This window comes from Franzmannia qiaohouensis, assembly GCF_031451695.1.
Classification (GTDB): domain Bacteria; phylum Pseudomonadota; class Gammaproteobacteria; order Pseudomonadales; family Halomonadaceae; genus Franzmannia; species Franzmannia qiaohouensis.
In genome coordinates this window covers 34781-51258 of the sequence record NZ_JARWAM010000007.1, presented here as the reverse complement: position 1 = coordinate 51258, position 16478 = coordinate 34781, and the positions used below count along the sequence as shown (strand labels likewise).

General features: G+C 63.8%; 17 protein-coding genes. 11 read left to right on the top strand and 6 right to left on the bottom strand.

Going from position 1 to position 16478, the window contains the following annotated elements:
• Positions 1 to 13: 13 nt before the first annotated feature.
• Entirely contained in the window at positions 14 to 1123 is a 1110-nt protein-coding gene (locus QC821_RS10825) for an ABC transporter ATP-binding protein (RefSeq protein WP_309721559.1), read from the bottom strand.
• A gap of 256 nt (positions 1124 to 1379) precedes the next feature.
• Here QC821_RS10825 and QC821_RS10820 point away from each other — a divergent pair, with 256 nt between their 5' ends.
• A complete protein-coding gene (locus QC821_RS10820) occupies positions 1380 to 1880 on the top strand; it encodes a hypothetical protein (protein ID WP_309720925.1) in 501 nt (166 codons plus the stop codon).
• Positions 1877 to 3097, top strand: a complete 1221-nt coding sequence (locus QC821_RS10815; protein WP_309720922.1) for an MFS transporter — start codon at positions 1877 to 1879, stop codon at positions 3095 to 3097. Before QC821_RS10820 ends, QC821_RS10815 begins: the two co-directional genes overlap by 4 nt.
• Here the strand turns inward: QC821_RS10815 and pyrC are convergent.
• Entirely contained in the window at positions 3094 to 4128 is a 1035-nt protein-coding gene (gene pyrC, locus QC821_RS10810; protein ID WP_309720920.1) for a dihydroorotase, read from the bottom strand. The two genes, QC821_RS10815 and pyrC, sit on opposite strands and share 4 nt — an antisense overlap.
• 163 nt (positions 4129 to 4291) lie before the next feature.
• Here pyrC and QC821_RS10805 point away from each other — a divergent pair, with 163 nt between their 5' ends.
• The 3 genes from QC821_RS10805 (at position 4292) to QC821_RS10795 (ending at position 6351) form a co-directional block, all read left to right on the top strand.
• Complete coding sequence (locus QC821_RS10805) at positions 4292 to 5194, top strand: DMT family transporter (RefSeq protein WP_309720917.1); 903 nt, start codon at positions 4292 to 4294, stop codon at positions 5192 to 5194.
• A 43-nt stretch (positions 5195 to 5237) separates the two neighbouring features.
• On the top strand, positions 5238 to 5648 hold the full coding sequence (locus QC821_RS10800) for a hypothetical protein (RefSeq protein ID WP_309720914.1): 411 nt from the start codon (positions 5238 to 5240) through the stop codon (positions 5646 to 5648).
• A gap of 160 nt (positions 5649 to 5808) precedes the next feature.
• Positions 5809 to 6351 (top strand): hypothetical protein, encoded by a 543-nt coding sequence (locus QC821_RS10795; RefSeq protein ID WP_309720911.1) that lies wholly within the window; start codon positions 5809 to 5811, stop codon positions 6349 to 6351.
• Positions 6352 to 6421: 70 nt separating this feature from the next.
• On the opposite strand, the gene QC821_RS10790 is transcribed toward QC821_RS10795, so the two are convergent.
• From QC821_RS10790 to QC821_RS10775, 4 genes are all read right to left on the bottom strand, one after another.
• Positions 6422 to 7396 (bottom strand): OmpA family protein, encoded by a 975-nt coding sequence (locus QC821_RS10790; protein ID WP_309720909.1) that lies wholly within the window; start codon positions 7394 to 7396, stop codon positions 6422 to 6424.
• Entirely contained in the window at positions 7389 to 8237 is an 849-nt protein-coding gene (locus QC821_RS10785; RefSeq protein ID WP_309720906.1) for a motility protein A, read from the bottom strand. The genes QC821_RS10790 and QC821_RS10785 overlap by 8 nt, the downstream gene beginning before the upstream one ends.
• Before the next feature lie 132 nt (positions 8238 to 8369).
• Positions 8370 to 9236 (bottom strand): isocitrate lyase/PEP mutase family protein, encoded by an 867-nt coding sequence (locus tag QC821_RS10780; RefSeq protein ID WP_309720903.1) that lies wholly within the window; start codon positions 9234 to 9236, stop codon positions 8370 to 8372.
• Between the two features lie 22 nt (positions 9237 to 9258).
• The gene (locus QC821_RS10775) at positions 9259 to 10044 is read right to left on the bottom strand and encodes a GntR family transcriptional regulator (RefSeq protein ID WP_309720900.1); all 786 of its coding nucleotides are present in this window, start codon (positions 10042 to 10044) and stop codon (positions 9259 to 9261) included.
• 210 nt (positions 10045 to 10254) lie between these two features.
• On the opposite strand from QC821_RS10775, the gene QC821_RS10770 reads away from it, so the two are divergent.
• The 6 genes from QC821_RS10770 to QC821_RS10745 all read left to right on the top strand — a co-directional run bounded on the left by QC821_RS10770 (position 10255) and on the right by QC821_RS10745 (position 16402).
• Positions 10255 to 11274, top strand: a complete 1020-nt coding sequence (locus QC821_RS10770; protein WP_309720897.1) for a Bug family tripartite tricarboxylate transporter substrate binding protein — start codon at positions 10255 to 10257, stop codon at positions 11272 to 11274.
• 59 nt (positions 11275 to 11333) lie between these two features.
• Entirely contained in the window at positions 11334 to 11798 is a 465-nt protein-coding gene (locus QC821_RS10765; protein ID WP_309720893.1) for a tripartite tricarboxylate transporter TctB family protein, read from the top strand.
• Between the two features lie 37 nt (positions 11799 to 11835).
• Positions 11836 to 13338 carry a tripartite tricarboxylate transporter permease gene (locus QC821_RS10760; protein WP_309720887.1) on the top strand — a complete coding sequence of 501 codons (1503 nt, stop codon included), beginning with the start codon at positions 11836 to 11838 and terminating at the stop codon, positions 13336 to 13338.
• 20 nt (positions 13339 to 13358) lie between these two features.
• A complete protein-coding gene (locus tag QC821_RS10755) occupies positions 13359 to 14747 on the top strand; it encodes a 3-isopropylmalate dehydratase large subunit (protein ID WP_309720885.1) in 1389 nt (462 codons plus the stop codon).
• Positions 14744 to 15361: a 3-isopropylmalate dehydratase small subunit gene (leuD, locus tag QC821_RS10750; RefSeq protein ID WP_309720882.1), complete on the top strand. Its 618-nt coding sequence runs from the start codon at positions 14744 to 14746 to the stop codon at positions 15359 to 15361. Before QC821_RS10755 ends, leuD begins: the two co-directional genes overlap by 4 nt.
• A gap of 150 nt (positions 15362 to 15511) precedes the next feature.
• The gene (locus QC821_RS10745; protein ID WP_309720879.1) at positions 15512 to 16402 is read left to right on the top strand and encodes a glycine betaine ABC transporter substrate-binding protein; all 891 of its coding nucleotides are present in this window, start codon (positions 15512 to 15514) and stop codon (positions 16400 to 16402) included.
• The last annotated feature ends 76 nt before the right edge of the window (positions 16403 to 16478 follow it).

Sequence of the window (16478 nt, the reverse complement as noted above, 5' to 3'; positions counted from 1 at the left end):
GACTGCCGCCCCCTCAGGCATCCAGCGCGCGGCAGTCGGCGCTCGACCAGCCGACCTGAATCTGCTGGCCGGGGCGCATGACGCCATACCCCTGGGCATTGGGCGTCTTGAGAATGAATTCATCATTGCCGCATACCGAGAGACGCGTGCGCAGGTGGTCGCCCAGGTAGATGACCTCCTGTACCGTGGCGGTAAACTGATTATCGAACTGCTCGGCGGCATCCTCGCGCAGGATGCTGACCCGCTCGGGGCGCAGCGACAGGGTGGTCCTCGACCCCACACCGCCCACTGCCACCGGCTTGGCTATCACCGTTTCGCCGCTGTCGAGACGCACCTTGCAGTCATCGCCGAGACGCTCGCTGACTTCGCCCATCAAGCGATTGTTCTCGCCGATGAAGTAAGCCACGAAGGCGTTCTCCGGACGCTCGTAGAGCTCATCCGGTGAGGCCAGCTGCTGCACCACACCGTCGTTAAATACCGCAATGCGGTCTGACATGGTCAGCGCTTCGGTCTGATCGTGGGTGACGTAGATCATGGTCACGCCGAGGCTGGCGTGTATGCGCTTGATCTCGTACTGCATCTCTTCGCGCAGGTTCTTGTCGAGCGCGCCGAGCGGCTCATCCATCAGCACCAGCTCGGGCTCGAACACCAGCGCCCGTGCCAGCGCTACCCGCTGCTGCTGACCACCGGAGAGCTGCGCCGGCCGACGGTCACCGAACTCCTCGAGTCGCACCATGGCCAACGCCCGGGCGACCTTCTCCTTGGTCTGTGCCTTGCTCAGATGACGGACTTCCAGCGGGAAGGCGAGATTCTCGGCAACCGTCATATGCGGAAACAGCGCATAGTTCTGAAACACCATGCCGATGCCGCGCTTGTGCGGCGGCAAGCCGCTGATCGGCTCACCCTTGAGCAGGATCTCGCCGTGGGTGGGAGTTTCGAAGCCTGCCATCATCATCAGGCAGGTGGTCTTGCCGGAGCCGGACGGCCCCAGGAGGGTCACGAATTCGCCCTTGCGAATATCCAGATTGAAATCCTTGACTACCAGCTCAACGCCATCGTAACTCTTCTGGACGTTGGTAAAGCGCGCAAAGATCTCATCCGTTCCAGGCTGGACAGACGCCATGGGCGCTGCCGACTCGGCTTCGGGGGTATCGGTCATGCCACTTCCCTGAGTTTGTCGTTGTTTTGTAAACCAATGGAGCGACATTAGTCGCATCAGGGGGCCAACCACAACCCCGCCAGGGGACAATCAACGTTGAATATTACCTGTGTCGCATTTACGCATTTTGGCTATCAAACGGCTGTTTACATCTCAACACCGCTCAGTCCCCTGAGGCGTGCTAGCATTGTTGATCTCGACGAAGCGATGAGTCCGCTACATGCTCGATTGGTTAAAGCGCACCAAGCTGCCCGACGTCTGGGCCATCAAACAGATCGACGACGATCTGCTTCATGTGTGCGGCCGGGGCCAGCTGGAATCCCGTGAGCGCTCTGCCAAGGCCCTGCAGGCGCTGCAAGAAAACCGCTTCGAGGGTGCGATCCGCATGCGCGACAGCGCACTGGTGCTCAACACCCGCCTGTTCGTCGCACTCGCCCCGGTCGACGACCTGATACTGATCGATAACAGCCAGGCCGAGTGGCATGGACAACGGTATCGCATCTCCTGGGTACCCCAGCGCTGCTGGATCTATGATGGCCGCCTCACCGCCACGCTGACACAGCTCAACGGCGCCCCGCAGCGCGTCAGCGTCGAGGATGTCTCGGCGATCCGCGACAAGGCCGCCGCTGGGGAAGGCGACGAATCTGGCTCCCTGTTTGCCGCCCTAGACGCCCTGGAAACGCTTCCGCCGCGCAATAACGATCCCGAGCGCCGCCAATGAGTGACGCCAGTTTGACCGCCGAGCGACACGGCGGTCGTCTGACACTGTTCATCTTTCTGATGCTGCTGGTAGGCCTCAACCTGCGCCCCGCCCTGTCGTCACTCTCCCCGCTGCTGGGCCGCATCCAGCAAGAGACCGCCCTCACCCCGTTGGGCATTGGCGCACTGACCACCCTGCCGGTGCTGTGCCTGGGGCTTTTCGCCCCCTTGGCGCCGCGCCTGGCGCGACGCCTAGGCCCGGAACGCGCACTCTCGCTGGGCCTGCTGGCACTCGCCGCCGCGCTGGTAATCCGCGCCCTGCCCAGCCTCTGGTTGCTGTTCTTCGGCACCCTGCTGGTGGGTGGTGCCATCGGGGTCTGCGGCAGCCTGCTGCCGAGCCTGGTCAAGCGCGAACTGCCACGCGGCGCCGACCTGATGACCGGCGTATACACCATGGCGCTGTGCCTGGGCGGCGCCCTGGGTGCCGGTATCAGCGTACCGCTGGCCGAGCTGCTCGGCAGCTGGTCACTGAGCCTGTCCAGTTGGTCGCTGCTGGCGCTGGCAGCACTGATCGCCTGGCAGCTCGGCATGCCGCAGCCACGTCCTGAGCTCCTAGCCGGTGACCAGCCGACACCGGCGGTTTCGCTGCTGCGTTCGCCGCTGGCCTGGCAGGTCACGGGGTTCATGGGCAGCCAGTCGTCGCTGGCCTATATCGTGTTCGGCTGGCTGCCGGTCTTGATGCAGCGCCGCGGTCTCGGCGAAGGCGAGGCCGGCTGGCTGCTGGCGATGTCGGTGATGTCGCAACTGGTGGCCGCCCTGGGCGCGCCGTGGCTGGCACGGCTGGGTCGCGATCAGCGCCTGGCGGCGCTGCTGCTGCTGGGGGCCAGCGCCGGCGGCATCCTGATTCTGCTGTTAGGCCCGCTCGAGGCCCGCTGGGTGGGTGCTGCCTTGCTGGGCATCGGCCAGGGCGGCTGCTTCAGCCTGGCGCTGACGCTCATCGTGCTGCGCAGCGGCACTCACCAGCTGGCCGGCCAGCTCTCCGGCATGGTCCAGGGCATCGGCTACTGCCTGGCCGCCCTGGGGCCGCTTGGCGTCGGCCTGTTGCTGCAATTCGATGCCGGCAACCGCACCATCAGCCTGCTGCTGATGGTGATCGTCACGGTTGCCGCCGGCTGCGCCATGCTGGCCGGGCGCCAACGCCGCCTCGAGGTCGCAGACGGCCGAGTCATCACCCGCTAGACCAGCCGCCAGGGCAGCGTGTCCCCCGCCAGCAGCGGCACGATCACGCCACCATCGGCGTAGGGCAGCGTCTCGGGTAGCTTCCAGTTCTCGCGTACCAGCGTCACCTGGCGTGAATTGCGCGGCAATCCATAGAAGTCCGGCCCGTGATGGCTGGCAAAGCCCTCCAGCTGCTCGAGTCGCCCGGCCTGTTCGAAAGCCATGGCATACAGCTCGAGGGCGGCAGGCGCGGTGAAGGCCCCGGCACAGCCGCAGGCGGACTCCTTGTCGCCGCGGGCATGGGGGGCGCTATCGGTGCCCAGGAAGAACTTGCTGCTACCTGACGTCGCCGCCGCCAGCAGTGCATCGCGATGCCGTTCACGCTTGAGCACCGGCAGGCAGTAGTAGTGCGGCTTGATGCCACCGACCAGCATATGATTACGGTTGAACAGCAGATGATGGGCGGTGATGGTGGCGGCAATATTGGCCGACGATTCGCGCACGAAGTTCACCGCGTCTTCGGTGGTGATGTGCTCGAACACCACCTTGAGCTGCGGAAAGCGGATCAACAGCGGCGCCATCACCCGCTCGATAAAGACCGCTTCGCGATCGAAGATATCGATCTCCGGGCTGGTCACCTCGCCGTGCACCAGCAGCGGCAGGCCAACCCGCTCCATGGCCTCGATGGCCCGCGAGCAGTGGTCGATATCGGTAACCCCGGAGTCGGAGTTGGTGGTGGCCCCGGCCGGGTAGAGCTTGACCGCGTGCACGATGCCGCTGGCCTTGGCCCGCTCGACCTCCTCCGCGGGCGTGTTGTCGGTGAGATACAGCGTCATCAACGGCTCGAAGTCACTGCCCTCGGGGAGCGCCGCGAGGATACGCTGGCGGTAGGCGTGGGCCTGCTCGGTCGTGGTCACCGGCGGCGTCAGGTTAGGCATGATGATGGCACGCCCGCATTGGCGTGCGGTGTAGGCCACCACCGAGGCCAGGGCGGCACCGTCGCGCAGGTGCAGGTGCCAGTCATCGGGTTGGGTCAGGGTAATCTGGGTCACGGGCAGGCCTTATAGAGAGAGTACGCTGTCGTTACACCATCGCGATGGCAAAAACCACGCCATTATAGACGAACGCCGGCCCCACGGTCAGCCGAGGGCAAGGCATGGTGAGCGACTCCATTAGCCTGTTAACATCATGGCCTTTAGTCTAAGGGAAACCTCGATGCCACCCACCGTTGCCGCACGGCCCTCGCTCAAGGCCGACGCCTTGCTGCTCTCGGTCACCATGATGGCCGCCGCCGGGTGGATCTTCTCCAAGGAGGCGCTGGATGGCCTGCCGCCGCTGCTGTTCATCGGCACGCGGTTTCTGCTTGCGGCATTGTTGCTGGGGATGGTCGGCTGGCGCGCCCTGCTCAACCTCGATGCCCGACAGTGGCGCCAGGCCGGCGCGGTAGGGGTACTGTTCATTGGCGCCATCACGCTCTGGATACTGGGCCTCGATGCCTCACAGCATCTTGGGGAGAGCGCCTTCATCAACAGCCTGTGGATCCTGATGGTGCCGTTCATGGCACGTTTCCTGTTCGGCGACCGGCCGCCTCCCGCCACCTGGCTGGCGCTGCCAGTGGCAATGCTGGGTTTCGCCTGCCTGTCGCTCAACAACGGCTTTCGGGTCGAACCCAGTCAGTGGCTGTTTCTCGCCTCGGCGACGCTGTTCGCCCTGCTGTTCAACGTCAACAGCCAGGTAGTCAAGCGCGTGCCGCCGCTGCCCTTCACCATCATCCAGATGCTGGTGCTGGGCGCCGGCTTGACGCTGATATCGGCGCTCAGCGAGCCCTGGCCAAGGCAGGTGGCCTCCCCCACCCTGGGGTGGCTGCTGGCCAGCGTGGTCATCGCCAGCGTAATGCGCTTCTGGGTGCAGCTCTACGCCCAGCGGCTGACCAGCTCCAGCAACGGCGCGGTGATCATGATGCTCGAGGCGGTATGGACGGCACTCCTCGCCGCGCTGTGGTTTCGTGAAACCATGAGCCCCCTGCAGTGGCTCGGCTGTGCGCTGATCTTTACCGCACTATTGATCAATCGCTGGCACTGGCTACGCCGGCTATGGCATAAACGCCCCGCGACATAAGGTAAGCTGACGCAATGACGACGGGTAGGCACGGGATAATACAATGCTAGCGGTACGCACATCGGGCGATTTCGTCGCCCTGCTCGAAGGCCTGGTATGGCTGTTGCTGGCCTGGTCGGCCAGCTACTCGGCCGCAATCGGCGAGCCCCTGCCCAGCGTCGCCATGCTTAGCATAAGCGCTACGCTGGTATTCGTTTGCTGGGCGCACAGGCCATTTCGTCTGACGCTGCAGCGCTACCGCATACGCCGTCGACGCACCGAGATGCTGATGCACATCATCGCCCTGCCGCTACTGCTGGCACTATGCTTTGGGGTGTTGATCGAGAGTTTGCTGACACCGCTCAGCGGCCAGCAGAAGATGCTGATGTATAACGTCCTCGCCACCTCGGGATGGCTGGTCTTCGCTCTGACACTTCTGGTCAAGTACCTGATGTTCCGACTCAAGCCGCGCTGAAATGGGGCTGGTCGGCTGGCAGCCTGGGGCTAAAACGACTAAGGTAATGGCACTGTGTCGCCATCGCGCGACTCGCCAGGGCAATACCGGGTTACCCATGAATGCCTCGTTACCTCGTTTCCTGACACGCGTTGCACTGATCCCCCCAATGGCGCTTGCCATGGGTGTGGCACTGGCTGACGGTGACATGCCGGTGCACTACAGCGGTGACTTCACCGAGCTTGCGACGCTGAACAATGGCGTAGTGCTGGAAGGCGCGGAACTGGCGATGCCCGATGGCGCCACGTCAGGCTTTCGCCTGCTGGCTGGCTACCTGCTGCCAAGGCTGCCGCGGCTAGGCGTCGGCGCCGAGATAACCTACCTGGTGACCGACGAAACCCCGACTGCCATCGATAACCAATCGGTGCTGCTCAACACCACCAGCCTGCAGGGGGCCGTCACCGCCGGCCTGCATCTCGGCAACTTCAGCCTATTTGCCAAGTCCGGCCTGGCCGACTGGAGCGGTGACCTGGAAACCACCTTGGCCGGAAGCGATGCACAGGAGCAGGACATGGCCATGGGTGGCACCGCCCAGGTTCACGGCTTCGGTGCGCGCATGAACTTCACTCCACGCACCGTGGCGCATCTGCAGTACGAGCGCATCGACGCACCGCGCCTCGAGCACCTCAATCTGACCTCCGCCAAGATCTCCTATCACTTCTAAGCCTGCAGCGCTCCCGGCTGGATCAGCATCATCGTGACTGACGTCTCACCTACAATGGCCTCGGCGCCACTCACAGATGAATGATCACCTCGACGCGGCGATTCTTGGCGCGCCCCTCTTGTGAATCGTTGCTGGCCAACGGGCGGGTATCGCCGAAGCCCACTGCGCGCAGCCGCGAGGGCGACACACCTTCATCCGCCAGGTAGCGCAGAATCGCCGTGGCCCGGGCGCTGGACAGCTCCCAGTTGGAGGGAAACTGCGGCGTGTTGATCGGCCGGCTATCGGTATGCCCCTCCACCGAGACCTCTCCATCATGACGCTGAATCAGTGCCACCAGGCTCTCGATGACATCGCGGCCAGCGCCGGTCAGTTCCGCCTCGGCGGTGGAGAACAGCAGGTTGTCCTCGACCCGCAGGCTGATGCCCTCGGCCACCCGCGATACCTCCACGCCCTCGAGATCGGGCAGGTGCGGCGCTTCAGCAACGCGCTGCTCCAGGGTCTCGGCAAGCGTGGTGGCCACCGCCACCGCCCCGGGGTCGATCTCCTGCGAGCGCTCGGGTGCGGTGTCGGTCACCACAACGACCAGTTCCTCCAGCGGCACCTCGAGGTTGGCGCCATTGGACGCCACCACCTGCGGGCTCGGCGGCTGCCAGTCGGCCATCATTGGCTCAGCGGGGAACGGTCTCGCCGGAACCGGTGCGACAGGCTCCGGCGCCCGGCGCGCCACCCCGAGCGCCACCACCACCGCCGCCGGATCGATACGCGTCGCGGCGCCGTTCAGGTACGGCGCCGGGGGCGCCATCGCCGCCAGCATCTCCTCGGGCAGCGGCACCCCCAGGTAAGGGGCTGGCGTAGCATCCACTTCGCTATAGAGCGTCACCGGCTCGGCATCGCTCTGCCCCAGACGAAACGACAGCGCGAACAGCAGCACGAACAGCGCCACCAGCAGCGTCATCACATCGATGTAACTGACCATCCAGCCGCTGCTCGATTCGGCATCTCCCGCCTCCTCGAACAGCGCATCGTAGCGCGAGGTATCAGGCATGCTTGCGCAGCCTCACCGGCCACTGCAGGCGCCGCCCGGTCTTCTCCATCGGCTCGTCGAGCAGCACCTGGTCGCGCAGTTCGTCATGATGATTGGCCATGAACGACTTGAGGGTCTCCTCGATGAACGACGGCAGCCGCCGCCGCGACATCAACGACACCCCCTCGAGCACCATGTTCATGGCGATCAGGCGTTCTTCGGTACGCCGTTCCAGCTTTACCGCGATCGGCTTGAACACCAGGTTGGCCAGCACAATGCCGTAGAAGGTGGTCAACAGCGCCACCGCCATTTTCTCGCCGATCACCCCGATCTGGTCGGTATCCATCACCTCGAGCATATTCACCAGCCCCACCAGGGTGCCGATCATGCCGAAGGCAGGGGCGTAGAGTGCCATGGTGCGAAAGATCTGCGCCTCGGCCCGCTCCCGCGCCTTCATGCGCGCCACCCGCCAACGCAGCAGGTCGAGGATCTCTTCTTCACGGGTATTGTCGATCACCAGCTGCACGCCGGTGCGCAGGAAGGGGTTGCGCACGTCATCCTCCAGCGCACGCTCCACGGCATGGATATCCCCCTTGAACCATAGCCGCGACAGCCGCACCAGCTCCTGGATATCCTCCTGGACGCGGCTGTTCTCGCGACGAAACACCAGCGCCACGAGCCGCACCACTCGCACGACCTCCTTGAGCGGGTAGCTGATGAAGGTCGCCGCCAGGGTGCCGGTCAGCACGATGGCCAAGCCTGGCAGGTTGATGAAGCTGGCCGCCGACTCGGCGCTCAGCAAGAGGACGCTGGCCAGCATCAAGATACTGGCGGCGATGCCGATAAGCGTAGAAGGATTCATGCGCTCGCCCGTGGTAGATGACTCGAAAGAGACGTCGTTCAGGCTGACATGATACTCACCGCACTACTCGGCAAAGGGTCGAAAAGCCGCCATTCGTGGGGCTACTCCGGCGTAGTCAAGGTGACGAACTGACTATCGCGCGGCATAACGCTCGGCGGTAGCCAGCATCTCGGGAAGGCCGATGGCGTTGTTGAGCTCATCGAAAGCGGCCATGCGGTCGCGGAACGGCTCGGTGGAGCCGTGCTGCTTGAGGCTCTCGAAGTAGGCAGAGACCTGCCGAATCACCGCGCGGGCCAGCCCACCGGGGAAGATCACCAGCTTGAAGCCCAGATCGGCCAACTCGTCGGCACTGCCCGCCGGGGTAAGTCCGCCTTCGACCATATTGGCCAGCAGCGGGACACGCTGCTGGAAGCGCTCGGTGATCATCAGCTGCTGCTGACGACTCTGGGGCGCCTCGATGAACAGTACATCGGCGCCCGCCGCGAGATAGCGTTCGGCGCGCTCCATAGCCGCCTCGACACCCTCCACGGCGATGGCGTCGGTACGCGCGATGATCTGAGTTGCACTGCTCTGTCGAGCGTCACAGGCCGCCTGAATCTTGCCCACCATCTCATCGCCGCTGATTAGGGTCTTGCCACTCAGGTGGCCGCAGCGTTTGGGGAAGGTCTGGTCCTCAAGCTGAATCGCCGAGGCGCCGCTACGTTCGAACACCCGCACGGTGCGCTGCACATTCAACGCATTGCCATAACCGGTGTCGGCGTCGACCACCAGGCCGATATCCACACGGTCGCGAATCGCCGCAATGCTGTCGGCCACCTCGGTCATGGTGACCAGGCCCAGGTCAGGGCGCCCTAGCTGGGTATAGGCCAGGCTGGCCCCGGACAGATACACACATTCGAAGCCGGCCTGCGCCGCCAGATTGGCCGTAAAGGGGTCATAGACACCCGGAGCGACCACGGCCCCCTGGGTGTGCTGGATCAAGTCGGCGAGCGGAGTCATGGCATTTCCTCAACGATAAAAATCACGCGCCCCAGACGCGCTGGTTATTGTGGGTCTCGCGCCCCAGCGACATCTGGTGCTCGTAGGTGTCTGGGCAGTAGAACCCTTCGATGTATTCGATCGGACGGCCTTCCTCGTCGAACACGGTGCGGCGAATGCACAGCAGCGCGTCGCCCGGCTCCATGTCGAGGAGGCTGGCCTGAGCGGGCGTAGCCAACTTGGCAGTGATCGCCTGCTCGGCGCGAGCCACCTTGGCACCGCCACGCTCCAGCAACAGCAGCAGCGGCTGGGACGCCATGTCCTGATCGCTGAACGTGCGCCCTATCGCTTCGGGCACATAGGTGGTCAACAGCGAGAACGGCGCCCCGCGATGGCTACGCACCCGGGTGGCCTTCTGCACTGTCGCCCCCGGCGCCACATCGAGGGCCTGAGCGACCTCCGCCGAAGCCGCCACGTAGCCAAAGTCGAGCACCTTTACCTCGGTCTTGAGCCCCATGGCGATCAAGTTCTCGATCACACCGGAGATGCTCGCCTGCACCGGCGACGACTCGTTGGAGGCCACCGGGAAGGTTCCCTTGCCGCGGTAGCGAACCACCAGACCTTCGCGATCCAGACGCTCCATCGCCTTACGAATGGTGATGCGCGAGACCTGAAACTGTTCGGTTAGCAGGATCTCATTGGGCAGCGGCTGCTCGGGGGTATAGCGCCCCTCCAGAATTTCCTGACGCAGCACCAGATAGACGCGATGATGCTTCGGCCACGGGTCACTGGCATCCCCGCCGGGCTGGCGTTTCGAGAGGTCTGTCACTACGCCTCCTTAGCCTGTGTGAAATGAGCGGCTAACTGTTGTTGGTCGGACTTCATGTCCTATTGACATGACAAAATTACCATGCATGAATAACCCTTGCCAATGCATGATGCACCAAGGGTTATCAGACACACCTGACGTATACCAGCGTTCATGCATTTGCAGGTGCTACACGACACGCCAAACAAGAACGACACCGGAGACGCCATCATGACCCATAAGACGAGCCCTCTCAGCGCCGCCATCAAGCGCGGCCTGCCCACCCTTAGCGCCGGAGTATCGTGCCTGGTGCTGAGTGTTGGCCTGGCCAGTGCCGCCCAGGCCGACTGGCCAGAAGACCCCATCGAGATCGTCGTCCCCTTCGACGCCGGGGGCAGCGCAGACCGCATGGCTCGTGGCCTGGCCGAGCACATGTCGCCGCGACTCGATGTGCCGGTCAGCATCGTCAACCGCCCCGGGGGTGCCGGCGCACTCGGCGCCACCTACTTCCAGCAGCAGGCCGCCGATGGCCAGACCCTGCTGGTCATGCAGGCCACGCCCTACCTGGCCAGCGCCATCGAGGTCGGTGGCGCCCCGGTTGAATGGGAAGACTTCCAGCTGCTCAGCGCTCAGTGGAACGACTACGGCATCGTCGCCGTACACAACGACAGCCCCTACCAGGATCTGGAAGCGCTGGTTGAAGCGCTGCGTGAGCCCGGCGCGGTCAGCTCCGGCGTCATCGTCGGCAACGGCGGCCACCTGCAAACCCTGGTCATGATGGATGCGCTGGATATCGAACATGACAACGTGCGCTTCGTTACCTACAGCGGCGGCGCTCCGTTGCGCGCCGCCTTGGCCGGCAACCAGGTCGACTTCGAGATCCTGGCTGCTGAAGCCGCGCTGTCAATCAGCGATGAGGTGCGCGCCCTGGCAGTGGTCAATGACGTGCCCAGTGACAACTGGGACGCGCCGCTGTTCAACGATGAAATGGAGAATCTCGGCGTCGAGCCGCTGCCGCTGATTGGCGGTAACGTCACGGGCCTGATCGTCCACGCCTCGCTGCAGGAAGAGCATCCCGATCGCTATGCGCGCCTGGTACAGGCATATCAGGAAACCCTGGAGAGCGACGAGTTCCAGGCCTGGGCCGATGAAGCCGGCATTGGCGCCGACTGGGTCTCCCCCGAAGAGAGCCAGGCGCTGGTCGACGAAGCCTATCGTGCCGTTCAGCAGTACGCGCCACTCCTGCAGTAACCGCACCGCCGGGCAACCAGGCCCTTCACTCATCGGACTGACAACGCGGGAGGTAGAGCATGGCAACCTCGATACGCCGGCAGCGCTTTCCCTTAGGCAGCGTGCTGTTCTCGCTAAGCCTGGCGGCCGTATTCGGCTACTACGCCCATGGCGTACACGCTGCCGCCCGCGGGGTCACCGACTGGCTACTGATCTTGCCGGCAGCCGGCATCGGCATAACCGCGCTGCTGGTGATCGTCGGCACCAAGGTGATTGACTGGTACCGCCAGCGCGACATAGCCGTCGCAGAAGATCCCTCGGCACTGCCTGCGCTGCTGTTCATGGGCCTGCTGGCACTCTACGTGGTGACAATTCCCATCATCGGTTTCGATCTCGGCAGCCTGCTGTTCCTGTGCCTGGCGCTCTACCTGCAGGGGGAGCGGCGCTGGTGGGTAATCGTCGGCTTCGGCGTAGTGGTCTCGGCCACCATCGTACTGCTGTTCATCGAACTGCTGGGGGTTCGACTGCCCACCCTGCTGCTCTGAGCGTCCGCCACCTATCTGACAAGAGGCATCCCGCGTCATGATCAACGCCGAGGCTTTCCAGGCCGCCCTCAGTCTGCTGGGCAACACCCCGGCCGCCTGGTTGGTGGTGCCGCCGGGGCTGATCATCGGGCTGTTTTTCGGCTCGATCCCCGGCCTCTCGATCTCGATTGCCATGGCGGTCTTCCTGCCCGCCACGATGTACATGGATTTCCTTCCGGCGATCCTGTTCCTTACCGCCATCTTCACCGGTGGCGGCTTCGGCGGGGCGATTCCAGCCATCATGCTCAATATCCCCGGCACCTCATCGTCGGTGGCCACCGCCTTCGACGGTTACCCCATGGCGCGCCGCGGCGAACACGCCCAGGCGCTCGGCATCGGCCTGGTTGCGTCGGTGCTCGGCACCCTGGTCGGCTACCTGTTGCTGCTGTTTACCGTGCAGTCGATCTCGCAGTGGGTGCTGCGCCTTGGTCCTACCGAGATGCTGGTAGTGGCGATCTGGGGCGTTACGCTGATCGCCGTGCTCAATGATGCGAGCATCTCCAAGGGCATCGCCGCTGGTATCCTCGGCATCCTGATCAGCACCATCGGCTACAGCGACGCCGGGCAGATGCGCGGTACTTTCGGCAGCATGTATCTGCTCGACGGCATTCCGGTAATACCCGCGCTGATCGGCTTCTTCGCCGCCTCGGAGCTGTTCAACCTGGTCGGCAAGCGCTACATCGTCGATGACAGCAGCCTGCGGGTGGTGCGTTTCCGTCACATTCTCGACGGCATGGGCCAGGCCGCCAGCAAACCTTTCCAGCTGCTGCGCGGCGGCAGCATGGGCGCGATCATCGGCGCCATCCCCGGGGTCGGTGCTAGCATCGCCAACCTCGCCGCCTACGCCACCGCCAAGCAGCGCTCCAAGGACCCCGAGTCATTCGGCAAGGGCAATCCGTCAGGGCTGATCGCCGCCGAGTCGGCCAATAGCAGCTCCGAAGGCGGCTCGATGATCACCCTGCTGGCACTGGGGCTGCCCGGCGGCGCCGGCACCGCGGTACTGCTCGGCGCCTTCGCCCTACACAACGTGACCGGTGGGCCACGCTTCATCCGCGAAAATCCCGACATCGTCTATGCGCTGATCATCGGCAATATGGCCCAGGCGGTACTGCTGATGCTGGTCGGCGTGGGTTTTATCTTCCTCGCCGGCTACATCGTCAAGCTGTCGCTCAAGCTGATGATACCCATCGTCATGGTGCTCTCGGTGGTCGGTTCCTACGCCATCACCGGCAACATGGTCGGCCCGATCACCGTAGTAGCTACCGGCATCATCGGTTGGCTGATGCGACGCTACGGCTTCCCGGTCGCCGCCACCGTGGTTGGCCTGCTGGTCGGCGGCATGGCAGAAGGCGAGCTGGTGCGCAGCATGCAGATCAGCGGCGGCAACCTCGGCTTCGTCGCCGACCGGCCCATCACCCTGGTGCTGCTGGCCCTGCTGCTGCTCTCGGTGCTACCGCGGGTCATCGGTAGCCTGCTCAAGCGGCGTCGTGCCACTTCCTGACACTCACCGAGGACGTCTTCATGAATCAGCCACATCTCACCCTGTTCGAGAAGATCTGGCGCCAGCACGTGATCGCCAGCGCAGGCGAGTTCGACCTGCTGTGGGTCGACCGCCACTTCGTTCACGAGGGCTCCTTCCACGCCTTCGACAAGCTCGACAGCAGCGGCCGACCACTAGCCTACCCGGAGCTCACCATCGGCATCGCCGACCACTACGTGCCCTCCAACCTGGCTCGCCTCAACGACGACCCAGAGGTGGCAGGGATGATCCGCCTGCTCGAGGACAACACTGCCAGGCACCAGCTAACTTACCTCGGGCTTGGTCACGGCGACCGCGGTATTGTTCATGTTGCGGCACCCGAACTGGGTCTGACACTGCCCGGGCTGATCATCGTCTGCGGTGACTCCCACACCACCACCCACGGCGCCTTCGGCGCGCTGGCAATGGGCATAGGCGCTACCGAAGTGGCTCACGTGCTCGCCACCCAGACCCTATGGCAGCGTCGGCCCAAAACCATGCGCATCCATGTCGATGGCAAACTGGGCGCAGGCGTCACCGCCAAGGACCTCGCCTTGCATATCATCCACCAGATTGGCACCGGCGGGGCCACCGGCCACGCCGTTGAGTACACCGGGCCGGCGGTGGCCGCCCTGTCGATGGACGCCCGTATGACCCTCTGCAACATGACCATCGAGGCTGGCGCACGGGTCGGCATGGTGGCCCCGGACGACACCACCTACGCCTGGCTGCGCGACGCCCCACAAGCGCCCAAGGCAGAGGGTCTCGCCCAGGCCGAGCGCCATTGGCGCACCCTCTACAGCGACCCCGAAGCCCACTACGACAAGGCCGTAACCGTCGACGCCAGCGCGGTCGCACCGCGCATCACCTGGGGCACCAGCCCCGAGCAGTCCATCGCCGTGGACGAACCCTTCTCGCCGAACGACAGCGAGGCTACCCGCAGCTCGCTCGACTATATGGGCCTAAGTGTGGACCGGCCGATCCTCGGGTTGGCCATCGACCAGGTGTTTATAGGCTCGTGCACCAACTCGCGGCTCAGCGACCTGCGCGACGCCGCGCGCATACTCGATGGCGGCACCGTGAAGGTGCCCACGCTGATCGTCGCCGGCTCCAATCGCGTCAAGGCCCAGGCAGAAGCTGAGGGACTGGCGGAGATATTCCGTACTGCCGGAGCCCGCTGGGGCGAGAGCGGCTGTTCGATGTGCGTGGCCATGAACGGCGACAGCGTGGCCCCCGGCCAACGTTGCGCGTCCACCAGCAACCGCAACTTCCCCGGCCGTCAGGGCCCCGGCGCGCGCACCCACCTGATGAGCCCGGCCATGGCCGCCGCCGCCGCGCTCAACGGCACGATCGTCGATGTTCGCCAATTCGCCGCAGGAGCCAATGCATGAAGCCCGTCACCCAGGTCGTGAGCCCAGCGCTGCTGCTGCTCGACGCCAATATCGACACCGACCAGATCATTCCGGCGCGCTTCCTGCGCAAGCCGCGCAGCAGCGGCTACCACCACTACCTGCTTTACGATGCTCGCTACGACATGCAGGGCCAGCCGCGCTCCAGCTCGCCAATACCCGAGTCGCAGGAGGGCGCAAAGATCGTCCTGGCCGGCCATAACATTGGCTGTGGTTCATCCCGCGAAGGCGCGGTCTATGCCTTCGTCGACTACAGCATTCAGGTCATCATCTCGACCAAGATCGCCGACATCTTTCGCAACAACGCCATCCGCAACGGCCTGCTGCCCATCATGTTGGACCAGGCCCAATTCGACACCCTCGTCGCCTACTGTCAGACCCATCCCCATGCGGATCTGACGGTAGATCTGCAAGCCTGTGAAATACGCTGGGAAACTGACAGCTGCCTGGCCTTCGAGATCGACGACGGTAGCAGGGAACGCCTGCTCAAGGGAATTGATGACATCCAGTCCACCCTGGAGTGGGAGCAGAAGATCGATGTTTTTGCCAAACATTATCTGGCAGAGCGGCCATGGGTAGTGCCTGGCAGCACATGACCAAACATCATATCGCGGCACTGCCAACAGGCGCCTAATGGTCAACGAGTTGGATTGACAATAGCTGGCATTTCAAATGCTCATCAGCCAGCAGCAACCACCATGCTACTATCGTCTATTGCCAATAATCACACCGCTGGGGACACAATAATGCAACGCATGACAAAGACACTGCTGGCATCCACCATCGCCATTGCTGCTTCAATTGGCCATGGCCATGCCGATGACATCGTGGTCGGCGGGCTTAACTATACCGAACACTTGCTGCTCACCTCGGCTACCACTCAATATCTCGAGCATCACGGCTACGAGGTCGACCAGCGTGAAGGCCTTGGAACCAGTGTACTGCGCCAGGCCCAGGAGAATGGCCAGGTCGATCTTTATTGGGAATATACCGGCAATTCGGTAATCCTTTTCAATGACCAACCCCAGCCCGAGAATGCCGAAGAAACCTACCGCATCGCCAAGGAGCTGGATGCCGAAAAAGGCCTGGTATGGCTGGACGCAACCGATACCAACAATACCTACGCCCTGGCGATGCGCGAGGAGGATGCCGAGGCCCGCGGTATTGCCAACATGAGCGACCTGGCCGCCGCCCTGAACGCGGGAGAAGAACTGGTACTCGCCTCGAATGCCGAGTTTTATGCCCGGGATGACGGCCTGCGCCCGCTGCAGGAGGCCTACGGTTTCGAGTTTCCCCGCGACCGCGTAAGGCGCATGGACTCGGGCCTTACCTACAACGCCCTGCGTGATGAAAATGCCGATGTCGCTCTGGTATTCGCCACTGATGGCCGCAACGGCGCCTTCAATTTCCGCGTGCTCGACGACGACCAGTCGTTCTTCCCCGTCTATGCCTTGGCCCCCGTGATCCGCGAAGACACCCTCGAACAGCACCCCGAGCTGGAGGCGTTACTCAACGCCATGGCCGCAACGCTCAACGACGATCTGCTTATCGAACTCAACAGCCGGGTCGATGTTGACGGCGAGGAAATCGGGCGTGTGGCAGCCAGCTACCTGACCGAACACGGCTTGATCGATTGAGCGATACCTAATGATCGCCCCGGGGCGACGATGCTTTCGACGCCTCGCGGCTACAAGCCTTGGCCAGGAGATACCC